This window comes from Streptomyces sp. NPDC047061, from assembly GCF_040643955.1.
Taxonomy (GTDB): Bacteria; Actinomycetota; Actinomycetes; order Streptomycetales; family Streptomycetaceae; genus Streptomyces.
The window spans coordinates 164,448-177,708 of sequence record NZ_JBEYVI010000004.1 but is presented as its reverse complement, the minus strand read 5'-3'; the positions used below and the strand labels follow the sequence as shown (position 1 = coordinate 177,708).

The following is a 13,261-nucleotide window of genomic DNA, read 5'->3' as shown; positions in this document are numbered from 1 at the left end:
TCACTTGTCTCACCGGATCCACTCGACCGGGTGGTTTGAATCCTGGAAACGCGCCAATAGTGATCAGAAACCTCAGAAACCACTGAGGTAACCCGCCATCGCCCGGCTGCCATCGCCCGGCTGCCATCGCCCGGCTGTCACCCCTCCAGCAGCCGCTGCCCCACGTACTCCCCGGCGGCCGCACCGCCCGGCACCGCGAACAGGCCGCTCGCCTCGTGCCGGATGTACTGGGACAGCGCGTCCCCACGGTCCAGCTTCCGCTGCAGCGGCACGAACCCGCGCAGTGGATCGGCCTGCCAGCAGACGAAGAGCAGCCCCGCGTCAGGCGTCCCGTCCACGTCGATGCCGTCGTGGTACGAGAACGGGCGCCGCAGGATCGCCGCGCCCCCGTTCTGGTCGGGCCGGGTGATCCGGGCATGGGCGTTGACCGGGACGACGTACTCCCCGTCCGCCTTGGCCTTCTCCAGGTCCATCGCCGTCGTCTCGGTGCCTCCGGACAGCGGCGCCCCGTTCGACTTCTTCCGCCCGATCACGTTCTCCTGGGTAGTGAGCGACAGCTTCTCCCAGTCGTCGAGCAGCATGCGGATCCGGCGAACGACGGCGTAGGAGCCGTTCGCCATCCACGCCGGGCCGCTCGAACCGCTCGCCGGCACGAAGATCCGCTGGTCGAAGTCGGACTCCGTCGGCTTCGGGTTGCGGGTGCCGTCCAGCTGGCCCATGAGGTTGCGGGCCGTCATGGGGTGGGCGGTGGCGCCCGGTGTGCGGTTGAAGCCGTTCATCTGCCAGCGGACCTTCGCCGCGCTGCCCGCGTCCTTCTGGATCGCGCGCAGGGCGTGGAAGGCGACCAGGGCGTCGTCGGCGCCGATCTGTACCCACAGGTCGCCGTTGCTGCGGGTCTTGTCGAGGTGGTCGGAGGAGAAGTCGGGCAGCGGGTCCAGGGCGGACGGCCGCTGCTTCTCCAGGCCGGTACGGCCGAAGAAGCTGTTGCCGAAGCCGAAGGTGATCGTCAGCGAGGCGGGACCCGCGTCCCGGGCCACGTCCGTGTCGTCCTGTGTCATCGGCTCGCCCGCCATCAGCCGCTCGGCCGTCGTCGACCAGCGGCGCAGCAGCGCGACGGCCTGGGTGCGGCCCGCGCCCGCCGCCAGGTCGAAGGCGACGAGATGGCCGCGCGCCTGGAGCCCCTCGGTGATGCCGGGCTGATGTTTCCCGTGAAACATCGCCCGGTCGGAGCCCACCGAGCTGAGCGGGGTGGCCTGGGCGGGGGCGGCCGCGTAGCCGACGCCCGCGCCCGCCGCGCCGAGCACGAGACCGGTGGCCCCGGCGCTGCCGAGCAGCGCACGCCGGCTGACGCCCCCGGCCGGGGGAGCCTCGGCGGCTGCGGTACGGGCCTCGGGGACGGACTGGGACTGTTCGGGCATGGTGCGGTTCAGCCGATCTGCGCGTTCTTGGAGACGGTCACCTGGTCGATGTCGGAGGTCCGCACGGTGACGGAGACCTTCCAGTCGCCGGCCATGGGGATCTGCACGCCGTTCGCGGCCCAGTGTCCGGTGGTGACGTGGTCGGGTGCCACGGGAAGCGGCCCGATCTTCTTGGCGTCGAGGGTGAAGGCGACCTTCACCTCGGGGATGTCGAAGGCGCGGCCGTTGGGGCGCTGGACGTAGACGTGCATCTCGTTGCTGCCCACGGTCGCGGGGTCGAGATCCACGCGGACGACGCCCTTGCCGTCCTTGCCGCCGGTGTCGAAGGACATGTCGAGGGTCAGCGCGCCGGAGGACGAGTTCGACGACGAGGACGAGGAGGAGGACGCCGCCGCGGTGGCGGCCTTGGCCTCCTGCTCGGTCCGGCTCGGCTCGGTCTGCGTCAGCACGGTCGTGACGGCGAGCAGGACGACGGCGACCCCGGCTTCGGCGAGCACCGAGCGGCGCAGGCCGAAGCGGTGCGGGTCGGCGTCGCGCAGGCGCTTCTGCCGGGCGGTGTCCATGGCGGACTGCTGACGGGCGAGCTGGGCGGCGCGCTCGGGGGCGTCGTCGGCGGACGCGACCTTGCCGGAGACCGCGGAAGCACTGGAAACCCCGGAAACGGCTGAAGCACCGGCAACAGCGGAGGCGCTGGTGTCGGCCTTGGTGGCCTTCACGGACGCCTCCTTCGTGGCGGCGGACACCTTGACCGTCTCCTTCTCCTCCGCCGCCTCTTCCTCCGCCTCGGCCTCTTCCGCCGTGTCCGTGTCCGTGTGCGTCTCCGTCACCGCCGCGTCCGCGAGCCGTCCCGTCCACCGTCGCGAGATGGACGCGATACCGATGAGCAGCGCCACGAGCCCGATCTTGACCAGCAGCAGCTCGCCGTACGTCGTGTCGGTGAACGCCGACCAGGAGCCGAGCTGGCGCCAGGACTGGTAGATGCCGGTGCCGACCAGGGCGAGCACCGACCCGAAGGCGACGCGGGAGAAGCGGCGTACGGCGGTGGGATCGACCGGGGTGTCGGCGGGTGCCCGGTAGAGGGCGACCAGCAGGGCGGTGAGGCCGCCCAGCCAGGTGGCCACGGCGAGCAGATGGATGATGTCGACCGGCATCGCGATGCCCGGCTGGAGCCCGGTGGAGGCGTGCTCGGCCATGGCCCAGCTCGCCGCGAGCCCGGCGGCCACGACGGTCCCGCCGATCGCGAGCCCGAAGGTCAGGTCGCGCTTCTCGTCCTCCTCCTCGCGCTTGTCGTAGGCGCCGAAGAGGACGGCGATGAACAGTGCGGCCGCCGCGAGCAGCAGCAGCCGGGAGACCAGGGCCGCGCCGGGCTTGGTCTGCAGGACCTGGCCGAGGAGGTTCAGGTCGAAGATGTCGCCGACGCTGCCGGAGGTCGTGTAGGAGCCGCGCAGGAGCAGCAGCCAGAGGGTGGCGGCGGTGAGCGTCAGCCAGCCGCCGACGACGAGGCGCTGCATGGCCCGCACCCCGGAGCCGCGCTGCCAGCAGGCGAGGACGAAGGCGGCACCGCCGACGAGCACGATGTACCCGGCGTACGACATGTACCGCCCGAAGCCGTAGAGCCAGCCGACGATCCCGCCGCCCACGTCCTGGTCCGGGACGGAGGCGACGGTCTTGGAGGGCGTGCCCACGGAGAAGGTGAAGGCGCCGCCGACGGGATGGCTGTCCGCCGAGACGACCTGGTAGGCGACGGTGTACGTGCCCTTGCCGAGCCCGCTCTTGAGCTGCACGCCGTAGGTCGTGCCGCTCAGGTTCGTCGGCTTGCCCAGGTCGACGCGCTTGCCCTTGGGGTCGAGGACCCGGAACGAGTTGTCGTTCAGCGACACGTTCTCGGAGAACGTGAGCGAGACCTGGTCGGGCGCCTTCGGGACCACCACCCCCTGGGAGGGGTCGCTGCCGGTCAGCGCGGCGTGCGCGGAGGCCGGCCCGGCGCCGGCCAGCAGCGCGCCGGTGACGGCGAGGAACAGCAGCACCAGGGTGCGCAGGCGGGGCGTGATGGTCCGCGTCAAGGTCGGTCCCTCCCTCAGTGTCCGGTCGACGGGTTGTACGTGGCGGACTTCACCGGCATCTCGACGGTGAGCGGACCGGATTCGGCGAACTTGAGTTTCAAGGTGATCGTGTCGCCCTGTTCCGGGCGGCGCTTCAGCTTCTCGAACATCAGATGGTTGCCACCGCTTTTGAACACGAGTTGACCGTGTGCGGGCACCTCGAAGGAGGTGACCTCCTCCATCGCGCCGCCGTTGGTCTCGTGCATGGTGATCTCACCGGCGGAGTCGCTGGTGACGGACGTCAGCTCGTCCTTCGTGCCGCCCTTGTTGCTGATCGTCAGGAATCCGGCGGCCATGTCGGCGGAGACCGGCTGGGGCATGTAGGAGGCGCCGACGGACAGCTCGGCCCCCGAGGAACCCGAGGAACCCGAGCCGCCGCAGCCCGCGAGGGCCAGTGCCCCCGTGATCGCTATTCCGGTCAGGGCGAGGTGCCTGCCGGTCGGAGTCGGGCGTTTCACGGGTTCTCTCCCTTGATCAGCTTGGGGAGGTCCTTGGTGTAGTCGTCCACGGTGGCGTCCTCGCCGTAGAGGACGTATCCGCCGTCGGTCTTCGGCGAGAACGCGATGACCTGGGTGCCGTGCACCGAGACGACCTTGCCGGTCTTCTTGTCCTTGTGGGTCGGCTCGATGGAGATGCCGAGGGTGCGGGCGCCGGCCTGGATGGTGGCGAAGTCGCCGGTCAGCCCGACGAAGCTCGGGTCGATGCCCTTGAGCCACTTGCCGAGCTCGGTCGGGGTGTCCCGGGCCGGGTCGGTGGTGACGAACACGACCCGCAGCTTCGCCTGGTCCGCCTTGGACAGCGCCTTCTTGGCGACCGCGAGGTTGTTCATGGTCAGCGGGCAGACGTCGGGGCAGTGCGTGTAGCCGAAGTAGATCAGCGTCGGAGCGCCCTTGGTCTCGGCGCGCAGGTCGTACTTCTTGCCGTGGGTGTCGGTGAGCACCAGGTCAGGCTTCTCGAACGGCGTGTCCAGGATGGTCGCGGCCTTGTTCGAGGTGTCCCCGGAGACCACGGTGACGGGTGACTTCGCGTCGTCGTCGCCGCTGCCGCAGGCGGAGAGGGTCAGGGTAGCGGCGGCGAGCAGCGCGGCCGCGGCGAACGTCTTCTTGCGCATACGAAAATGTCCCAGATGTGAGAGATCCGGCGAGCACCGGGGGGCCGGACGACAGCCGTACGACAGCTGCGACAGCGTCGCACACGGCCCCCTGTGCGCGTCACGGACGCGGAGCTCAGGCCTCGGTGCCGGTGGTGGACCGGCGGCGGCCGGCGAGGACGCCGTAGGCGACCCCGGCCGCGCCGACGACGATGCCCACGACGCCGAGGACGCGGGCGGTGGTGTCACTGCCGCCCACGGAGCCGGAGTCGTCGGACGACGCGGTGGTCCCGGTCTTCGCCGAGGTCTCCTCGGCCGTGTCCGTGGCCGTGCCGTCGGCTGCGGCGGACCCGTGGTGGTCGCCGGTGGCGGCGGACAGCGCGAGGACGGGGGCCGGGTTCTCCGGCTCCTCCTGGCCCTCCTGCTGGACCTCGATCCAGCGGACGACCTCCTTGTTCGAGTACGTCTGGACCGCCTTGAAGACCAGCTCGTCGGTGTCCTCGGGCAGCGCGCCGACGGAGAGCGGGAACTTCTGGAAGTAGCCCGGCTCGATGCCCTTGCCGTCGGATGCGGTCCAGGTGACCTTGGTGACCGCCTGGTCGATCTTCTCGCCGTGCATCTCCAGCGGCTTGGCCAGCTTGGACTTGGTGACCTCGATCTTCCAGCCGGCCATCGGCTGCGGCATCACGGAGGCCACCGGGTGGTCGGCGGGGAAGTTGACCTCGACCTTGGTGGTCGAGGCGTCGTCGCGCTCGTTGGGGACCTTGAAGTCGATGACCGCGTAACCGCCCTTGGCGGCGGTGCCCTCGGGCTGGACGCTGACGTGCGCGAACGCGGGCGAGGTGACGGCCAGTACGGCGGTACCCGTGACGGCGGCGACGGCGGCGATACGAGAGGCCTTCGTGGCGGAAGCCTTCATGGCAGGGAGCACTCCACTCCGAGTGAGTTCTGTCGTTGAGGGGGGGCGCGTGGCAGGCCGAAAGCCGGAAGCGGCCGTGAGCCGGAAGCGGCCGTAAGCCGCAAGCGGCCCTCGGAAAGCGCACGCGCGCGTGCCGCACGACGGCGGCAGGCCCCTCCGCATCCGGGCAGCCCCCGGGGAGTGCTCTGGTCGCGTCGTGTCAGGCGGCGAGAACGAGAACGGCGGCGGCCACGGGCGGCCCGCGCCGGATCACGGAGTGCTGGAGCGCGACGGTGTGCGGAGCGGCGGGCACGTCCCAGTCGCCACGGCGGCCACGCGCGGGCGCCTCGGGTACGGCCACGAGCCCGGCGCACAGCGCACACGCCAGCGCGAGCGCCCCGCGCAGGGAGCGGACGAGCGCCCCCTCGGCGACCCCGTGCGCCGAATCGGCCGACAGCTGGATCAGCCGCAGCAGCGCCAGGTCGCCCCGGCGCAGCAGCCACCCCGCCACGACGGCCGCGAGGACATGTCCGAGCAGCATGGGCACGGAGGGCAGCAGCGAGCCGGAGGCCCCGGTGGCGTCCGCGGCGTGGGCCGCCCCGCTCGTGCCGGTGGCCGGGACGCCGGTGCTGAGATGCGCGTCCACGAGGATCCTGTACGCGTGGGCGGGGCTGATCTGAGCGGCCCCGGCCCCGCACACCAGCCGCGCGGCCCGCTCCACCAGCGAGGCGTCGCTCAGGGACATCGACGGCATGGACGTCATCGATGACATGGAAGCCATGGACGACACGGACATCGACCCGCCGGACATCGCGGAGCCGCCGTGCTGACCGAGCCCGAACAGCGTGTGCAGCACGGTCTGCAGTACGGCGAGCAGGGCCACGATCCCCGGCAGCGAGCGGGCCCGGCCGGTCAGCGGGGCAACGAGCGCCAGGGTGCCCAGGAAGCCCGCGCCGAGCGTCCACAGCGGAACGGTCGCGCAGGAGGCCAGGGTGTGCCCCGCCGCCGCCAGCACGACGCAGAGCGCGGCGAACACCGCGGCCCGCAGGAGCCGCAGTCCGCTTCCGGTGCGCGCCGCGCGCGGGTGGGGGGCAGTCATGGCGCGCTCATCATCGCACTGGGCCCGTGCCCGCTTGACGCCAGGTCCGGAAGATTCCGTTATGCCCGAGGGCGGTGATCGAGAGGAAGAACCGAAAGATCATCTTTGTGTCGAACCACCCGCTCATACACCGAAACCTCCCCCCGCGCATCCCCCGGATGGGCGTTCTCACATGAACGGAGTGCTTACACCCGCGCACGGGTGGCAATAGGTATCGGTATGTCGAGCCGCGGCCAGGAGGCTGGAGCATGAGCATCTGGTGGTCCCTCCATCTGCGGCGTGAGGCCGCGAGCGTGCCGCTCGCCCGCCGGCTGCTGATCGGCACGATGGAGACGGCGGGCGTCGACCCCGACGTCTCCTACGACCTCTCCGTCGCCCTCAGCGAGGCCTGCGCGAACGCCGTCGAGCACGGCGGGGCCGGCCGTCCCTCGGAGGCCTACCGGGTCACCGCCTACCTGGACGGCGAGAAGTGCCGTATCGAAGTGGCGGATTCGGGGCCGGGGCTCGGTCCGGGGTTCGCCCGCACCCAGGACCTCAGACCCGCCCGTCCCGACGCCGAGAGCGGGAGAGGCCTCTGTCTCATCAGAGAACTCGCGGATCACGTCCACATCGGCAACAAGCCGGGCCGCGGCGGCACCGTGGTCAGCTTCGACAAGATCCTCAAGTGGAAGAAAGATCCTTCTCTGCTTTCGGCATGACCCTCGCCCCCGCATAACACCCGCGCTAGGGTGCGCGCATGATTCTCAGAAACATTAAAGAAAGCCTGCTCCTGCCCGGGGTGATATTGCGTCCGATTGCCGTCGGCGACGCGAAAGCGCTGTGCGCCGCATACGTCGGCAGCCGAAGGCATCTCGAACCCTGGGAACCGGTCAGACCCGAGTCCTTCTTCACCGTCGAGGGGCAGGCCGAGCGCATCGATGGCCTGCTGGGACAGGCCGCCGACGGCCTCCTGGCCCCCTGGATCATGGAGTCGGCGGAGGACGGCCGGATCGTCGGCGCGATCACCCTTTCCGGAATTTCCCTGGGCCCTTTCTGCAGTTCCTACGTCGGCTATTGGGTGGCCGGTGATCAGCAGGGCCGTGGTCTGGCCACCGCCGCCCTGGAGCAGGTCTGTGAGATAGCCCGGGATGTCGTGGGACTTCACCGGATCGAGGCGTCCACCCTGATCGAGAACACGACGTCCCAGCGCGTGCTGAAGAAATGCGGGTTCGAGACGATCGGGGACGCGCCGCAGTATCTGCACATCAATGGAGAATGGCGCGACAGCCGACTGTTCCAGCGGGTCCTGCACGACCGAGCCCCGGCTCTGTGACCAGCGGCTTCCCGACGGGTTCAGCTTCCTGGGCGTTCACAGGCCGTTGCCAGCTCCCGCCCATGCCCCTGACAAACGGCGTTCCTAGCTTCATCGGCCATGACGGGAAACCACAAAAACACGTCGATCACCCGCCGCCGTGCCCTCGCGGTCTCCGGCGGTACGGTGGCGGCCGGCGGCCTCGCGGTCGCCGGCTTCCAGTCGGCCTTCGCCGACACGACCGACACCAGCGCCGACGCGGACGCCACGGCCTCCGCGAGTTCCACCAGCAGTGAGTGCATGACGCTGATGAGCAGCGTCACGGAAGGGCCGTACTACCTCGATGGTGCCTTGGTGCGCAAGGACATCACCGAGGGCAAGGCCGGCGTTCCGCTGACCCTTCGCCTGACCGTCGTGGACGCCACCGACGGCTGCACCCCGGTCAAGGGCGCCGCGGTCGAGATCTGGCACTGCGACGCCTGGGGCTACTACTCCGGCTACACCACCGCCAACCCGGGCGGCTCCGCCCCCGCGGAGAGCGAGGAGGGCGACTCCGCCAACGACAACACCTACCTGCGCGGCTACCAGATCGCCAACGCCAACGGGGTCGTCAAGTTCGAGACGATCTTCCCGGGCTGGTACACCCCGCGCACCTGCCACATCCACGTGAAGGTGCACACGGGCGGCGAGAAGGAGGACGGCACCTACGAGGGCGGCATCGTCAACTACACCGGGCAGCTGTTCTTCGCCGACGACATCGCCGAGGAGATCTTCACGCTCGACCCCTACTCCAAGCACACCGGCAGCTACACCACGCTCGCCAACGACATGGTGTACGACGGCGGTGGCGCCTCCAGCGGTCTGCTGACCCTGAAGGCCGTGCACAAGAAGGACCCCTCGAAGGGCTACAAGGGCTCCCTGACCCTGGGCGTCGACCCGGACGCCGAGAACACGGGCGCCGGCAGCGGCGGCGGAGGCACTCCGCCGAGCGACGCCCCGACGGGCACTCCGCCGAGCGACGCTCCCAGCGACAGCGCCTCCCCTTCGGCCTCCGCCTCCTCATAAGGTAAGGGACATGACAAGCCGCGAGGACGACGCGCTGGCGCAGGCCGCCGTGGCCGCGCTCACCGGTCAGCTGGCCCTGGCTCCCAAGCCGGGCCTGCCCGACCCCCGTGACCTGGACGCCCGCAGTACGCGCCGGGAGCACGACAGTCTGCGCTGGTCGGCCAGGGCGCTGGCGCCCGGCCTCGCGGCGATGGCCGCCTCCGCCCGCCGGACCGGCGAGGCCACGCCGGTGCTGCGGGCGGAACTGGGCGCGATCGGCCGGTGCACCGAGCACTCGGTGGGCCTGGCCGGCGGCGGCCACAAGGGCGCCCTGTGGGCCCTCGGCTTCCTGGTCGCCGCGGTCGCCCTGGACCCCCGTGCCAAGGCCCGCGAGATCGCCGCGAACGCCCGGAAGATCGCCGCGTTCAACGACAAGGGCGCCCCCAAGCGCCCCTCCCGGGGCTCCTCGATCTCCGTCAAGTACGGCGCGGCCGGCGCCCGGGGCGAGGCCAGGGCCGGATTCCCGCACGTACGCAGGGCGTTGGACGCCCTGGCAACGGCCCGCAAGGCGGGCGCCACCGAGAACCAGGCCCGCCTGGACGCGTTGATGACCGTGATGTGCACTCTCCAGGACACGGAACTCCTGTACACGGCGGGCCCGTTGGGCCTGCGCCAGGTCCAGGCGGGAGCACGGGCCGTACTGGAGGCGGGCGGCACGGCGACGGAGGCAGGAGCACAGGCACTCCGCACCCTCGACACCGACCTGCACGAACAGGGCTGGAGCCCAAGAGGCAGCGCGGGGCTCCTGGCCGGCGCACTCTTTCTGGATGGGCTCGCTGGAGCGCCCCTTTAGGGGCGCGGGGAACTGCGCGAGCAACCACCCACAACCCGCAGACCGACGAATGGCCGGGCACCCACTTGGTACCCGGCCATTTCACATCCGTCAGCTCTTACATGCGTCAGCTCTTAAGCGAAGCCATCCACGCCTCGACCTCGTCCGACCGCCGAGGCAGCCCCGCGCTGAGGTTCCGGTTGCCGTCGGCCGTCACCAGGATGTCGTCCTCGATCCGGACGCCGATCCCCCGGTACTCCTCCGGCACGGTCAGGTCGTCGGCCTGGAAGTACAGCCCCGGCTCGACGGTCAGCACCATCCCCGCCTCCAGGACCCCCTCCACATACGTCTCGGTCCGCGCGGCAGCACAGTCGTGGACGTCGAGCCCGAGCATGTGCCCGGTCCCGTGCAGCGTCCACCGGCGCTGCAGCCCGAGCTCCAGCACCCGCTCCACCGGCCCCTCCACGAGCCCCCACTCGACGAGCCGCTCGGTCAGCACCCGCTGCGCGGCATCGTGGAAGTCGCGGTACTTCGCGCCCGGCTGCACCGCCGCGATCCCGGCCTCCTGGGCGTCGTACACGGCGTCGTAGATCTTCTTCTGGATCTCGCTGTACGTGCCGCTGACCGGCAGCGTGCGCGTGACGTCGGCGGTGTACAGGCTGTGCGTCTCGACGCCGGCGTCCAGCAGGAGCAGGTCGCCGGAGCGCACCGGGCCGTCGTTGCGGACCCAGTGCAGCGTGCAGGCGTGCGGGCCGGCCGCGCAGATCGAGCCGTAGCCGATGTCGTTGCCCTCCACGCGCGCGCGGAGGAAGAACGTGCCCTCGATGTAGCGCTCGCTGGTGGCCTCGGCCTTGTCGAGGACCTTCACGACGTCCTCGAAGCCGCGGACCGTGGAGTCGACGGCCTTCTGCAGCTCGCCGACCTCCCACTCGTCCTTGACCAGCCGCGCCTCGGAGAGGAAGACCCGCAGCTCCTCGTCGCGCTCGGCGGTGACCTTGTCGGTCAGCGCCTCCTGGACGCCGGCGTCGTACCCGCGGACGACCCGGACCGGGCCGGTGGCCTCGCGCAGCTTGCCGGCGAGCTCGCGCACGTCGGCGGCGGGGATGCCGTAGAGCGCCTCGGACTCGGTGAGGGAGTGCCTGCGGCCGACCCACAGCTCGCCCTGTCCGGAGAGCCAGAACTCGCCGTTCTCGCGGTCGGAGCGGGGCAGCAGGTAGACGGTGGCGACATGGCCGTCGTCCTTCGGCTCCAGGACGAGTACGCCGTCCTCCGTCTGGTTGCCGGTGAGATAGACGTACTCGACCGACGCCCGGAACGGGTAGTCCGTGTCGTTCGAGCGGGTCTTCAGGTTGCCGGCCGGGATCACCAGGCGCTCGCCCGGGAAGCGGGCGGACAGCTCGGCGCGGCGGCGGGCGGTGTGCCCGGCCTGCTCGACGGGCTTGAGATCGCGCAGCTCGGTGTCGGCCCAGCCGGACTTCATGCTCTCGGCGAGCTCGTCGGACACGCCCGGGTACAGGCCGTTCTTGCGCTGCTTGATCGGCTCTTCCGGCTCGGTCTCCGGGGTCTCCGGACCCGCTGCGGTAGCAGCATCATCTGATACCGCCGGGGTGAGCTCGTCGGACACGGTCATCCTCCTCGACACTGCAGTGAATCCCGTCCATCGTACGGTCGTACCGAACGGCGTCCCAGGGAGTTCGGGCCCACAGCGGTGTGAGGTGTGTCCGTTTCCGTCTCGTTCCCTCGTGTTCGCCTTGTTGACTGACCGATCAGTCGAACCGGGCCGCCAGCAGGACCACGTCCTCCTCGCTGTCGGCCTCGGACAGGCCGTCCGGCAGCACCGTGCGCAGCACGTGGTCGGCGATCGCCCCGGGGTCGTGACGCAGCGCGCGCGGGATGCTCGCGGCGGCCGTGTGCAGCCGGGCGAAGGCGCGGTCCATGGGGTCGCCGGTGCGGTGCAGCAGCCCGTCGGTGTAGAGGAGAACGGTTTCCCCGGCTTCCGCCTCGATCTCCACGCTGGGCGCCTCCCAGCAGGCGAGCATGCCCAGCGGCGCGGACACGGAGGTCTCCGCGAACTCGGTGCGGTGCTCCCCGATCAGCAGCGGCGGGCTGTGGCCGGCCCCGGCGAGGGTGACCTTGCGCAGCGCGGGCTCGCAGTAGGCGAACAGGGCGGTGGCGGAGCGGGCCGGTTCGGTCAGCCGCAGCAGGAGTTCCAGGTCGGAGAGGACCGCCACCGGGTCCTCGCCCTCCATCACGGCGTACGCCCGCAGGGAGGCGCGCAGCCTGCCCATCGCGGCGACCGCGCTCGGCCCGGAGCCGGTGACCGAGCCGACGGCGAGGCCCAGGGCGGCGTCGGGCAGCGGCAGCGCGTCGTACCAGTCGCCGCCGCCGCGCGGGCCGGTGCGGTGCCGGGCGGCGAGCTGGACGCCGGCCACCCGGGGCAGCCGGGAGGGGAGCAGCTCCTCGGCGATGGTCGCCATGCACGCGCGCGTGCGCTCGACCTCCAGCAGCCGGGCCAGGTGCTCGGCCGCGTACCGGACGTAGAGGCCGACGAGGTGGCGCTGGCGCTCGTGCGGCTCGGCCGGTTCGTCGTACAGCCAGGCGACCGCGCCGAGGCGGTCGGCCGCGTCGGTGACCAGGGGGAGTGCGTAGCTGGCGGCGTAGCCGAGGCGGGCGGCGACCTCGCGGTGGCGCGGGTCGAGGCCGTCCTCGGCGAAGAGGTCGGGGCGCACGACCTCGGCGGTGCCACCGCCGTCGTACGGCAGCGCGCCGCGCGGGACGGTCTCCAGATGGCCGAGGTCCGCGCGGCCGAGGCCGAGGCCGAGCGTGGTGTGCGGGCCGAGTCCGTCGGCGGGCTCCAGCGCGACGAGACCGCGCCGGGCGCCCACGAGGGCGGCACCGGCGCGCAGCAGTTCCTGCAGGGCCGACTCGAGCGAGCCGGTGCGGGCGAGCCGTTCGGTCAGTTCATGGAGGGTGGTGAGGTCCGAGACCCAGCCGGCCAGCCGGTCCTGGAGGACGGTGCCGGGCGCCGGAGCGGCGGGGGTTTTCGGGACCGGAGGTGCGGCCGGGGTGGCCGGAACAGGGGGGACCGGCGCGACAGTGTGTGCGGGCGTGGGAACCGTTGAATCGATTCCAGCCACTTTCGGAGGGTGCGGGGCGTTCATCGCGTCCGGCTTTCAGACCTGTGCGTATTGCTCAAAAGCATCGCAAACCCCCATGTCTTTCTGCGCCGCTAGCAGTGTCTCCACATGTACACGCACTCGTGAGGAGATGTCCAGCATTGTCCTGCCGGGATTCCTGGTGTCCGTGGGCCTCTTGGGGTCTTGCCGAGGACTTCTCGCGGACGGCTTGCACAAAAGCAAAGTTGGCTTAAAACTGACTCGGGTAACGGTTCATTGCGGTCGACTGGCCTTGCTCCACGGAGCGTCACAGCGGTCGTGATGGGTACGTACTCGGAGAAGGCCAGGGGTGGTTGGGAACCACCCGGAAC

At 70.9% G+C, this 13,261-nt stretch carries 12 protein-coding genes; 4 read left to right on the top strand and 8 right to left on the bottom strand.

Translation table 11 applies throughout. The annotated features are described in order from the left end of the window. Nucleotides 1-137: 137 nt before the first annotated feature. From efeB to ABZ887_RS09305, 6 genes are all read right to left on the bottom strand, one after another. Nucleotides 138-1,418, bottom strand: a complete 1,281-nt coding sequence (gene efeB, locus ABZ887_RS09330) for an iron uptake transporter deferrochelatase/peroxidase subunit (RefSeq protein ID WP_361285087.1) — start codon at nt 1,416-1,418, stop codon at nt 138-140. Between the two features lie 8 nt (nt 1,419-1,426). Further along, nucleotides 1,427-3,481 (bottom strand): copper resistance protein CopC, encoded by a 2,055-nt coding sequence (locus ABZ887_RS09325; protein WP_361285085.1) that lies wholly within the window; start codon nt 3,479-3,481, stop codon nt 1,427-1,429. Between the two features lie 14 nt (nt 3,482-3,495). Further along, the gene (locus tag ABZ887_RS09320) at nt 3,496-3,978 is read right to left on the bottom strand and encodes a copper chaperone PCu(A)C (protein ID WP_361285082.1); all 483 of its coding nucleotides are present in this window, start codon (nt 3,976-3,978) and stop codon (nt 3,496-3,498) included. Next, the gene (locus ABZ887_RS09315; protein WP_361285078.1) at nt 3,975-4,631 is read right to left on the bottom strand and encodes an SCO family protein; all 657 of its coding nucleotides are present in this window, start codon (nt 4,629-4,631) and stop codon (nt 3,975-3,977) included. The genes ABZ887_RS09320 and ABZ887_RS09315 overlap by 4 nt, the downstream gene beginning before the upstream one ends. Before the next feature lie 115 nt (nt 4,632-4,746). Further along, nucleotides 4,747-5,529, bottom strand: coding sequence for a YcnI family protein (locus ABZ887_RS09310; RefSeq protein WP_361285075.1), 783 nt, complete (start codon nt 5,527-5,529; stop codon nt 4,747-4,749). 199 nt (nt 5,530-5,728) lie between these two features. Beyond that, nucleotides 5,729-6,607 carry a hypothetical protein gene (locus tag ABZ887_RS09305; RefSeq protein WP_361285072.1) on the bottom strand — a complete coding sequence of 293 codons (879 nt, stop codon included), beginning with the start codon at nt 6,605-6,607 and terminating at the stop codon, nt 5,729-5,731. Nucleotides 6,608-6,855: 248 nt separating this feature from the next. Between ABZ887_RS09305 and ABZ887_RS09300 the strand changes: the two genes are divergently transcribed. The 4 genes from ABZ887_RS09300 to ABZ887_RS09285 all read left to right on the top strand — a co-directional run bounded on the left by ABZ887_RS09300 (nt 6,856) and on the right by ABZ887_RS09285 (nt 9,795). Further along, the gene (locus tag ABZ887_RS09300; RefSeq protein ID WP_361285069.1) at nt 6,856-7,305 is read left to right on the top strand and encodes an ATP-binding protein; all 450 of its coding nucleotides are present in this window, start codon (nt 6,856-6,858) and stop codon (nt 7,303-7,305) included. A gap of 38 nt (nt 7,306-7,343) precedes the next feature. Then, the gene (locus ABZ887_RS09295) at nt 7,344-7,919 is read left to right on the top strand and encodes a GNAT family protein (RefSeq protein WP_361285066.1); all 576 of its coding nucleotides are present in this window, start codon (nt 7,344-7,346) and stop codon (nt 7,917-7,919) included. A gap of 99 nt (nt 7,920-8,018) precedes the next feature. Continuing rightward, the gene (locus tag ABZ887_RS09290) at nt 8,019-8,963 is read left to right on the top strand and encodes an intradiol ring-cleavage dioxygenase (RefSeq protein ID WP_361285063.1); all 945 of its coding nucleotides are present in this window, start codon (nt 8,019-8,021) and stop codon (nt 8,961-8,963) included. 10 nt (nt 8,964-8,973) lie between these two features. Continuing rightward, the gene (locus tag ABZ887_RS09285; protein WP_361285060.1) at nt 8,974-9,795 is read left to right on the top strand and encodes a triphosphoribosyl-dephospho-CoA synthase; all 822 of its coding nucleotides are present in this window, start codon (nt 8,974-8,976) and stop codon (nt 9,793-9,795) included. Nucleotides 9,796-9,901: 106 nt separating this feature from the next. On the opposite strand, the gene ABZ887_RS09280 is transcribed toward ABZ887_RS09285, so the two are convergent. Together ABZ887_RS09280 and ABZ887_RS09275 are read right to left on the bottom strand one after the other, a co-directional pair. Continuing rightward, the gene (locus ABZ887_RS09280; protein ID WP_361285057.1) at nt 9,902-11,404 is read right to left on the bottom strand and encodes an aminopeptidase P family protein; all 1,503 of its coding nucleotides are present in this window, start codon (nt 11,402-11,404) and stop codon (nt 9,902-9,904) included. A gap of 136 nt (nt 11,405-11,540) precedes the next feature. Next, nucleotides 11,541-12,935, bottom strand: coding sequence for a PP2C family protein-serine/threonine phosphatase (locus ABZ887_RS09275; protein WP_361285054.1), 1,395 nt, complete (start codon nt 12,933-12,935; stop codon nt 11,541-11,543). Between the last annotated feature and the right edge of the window lie 326 nt (nt 12,936-13,261).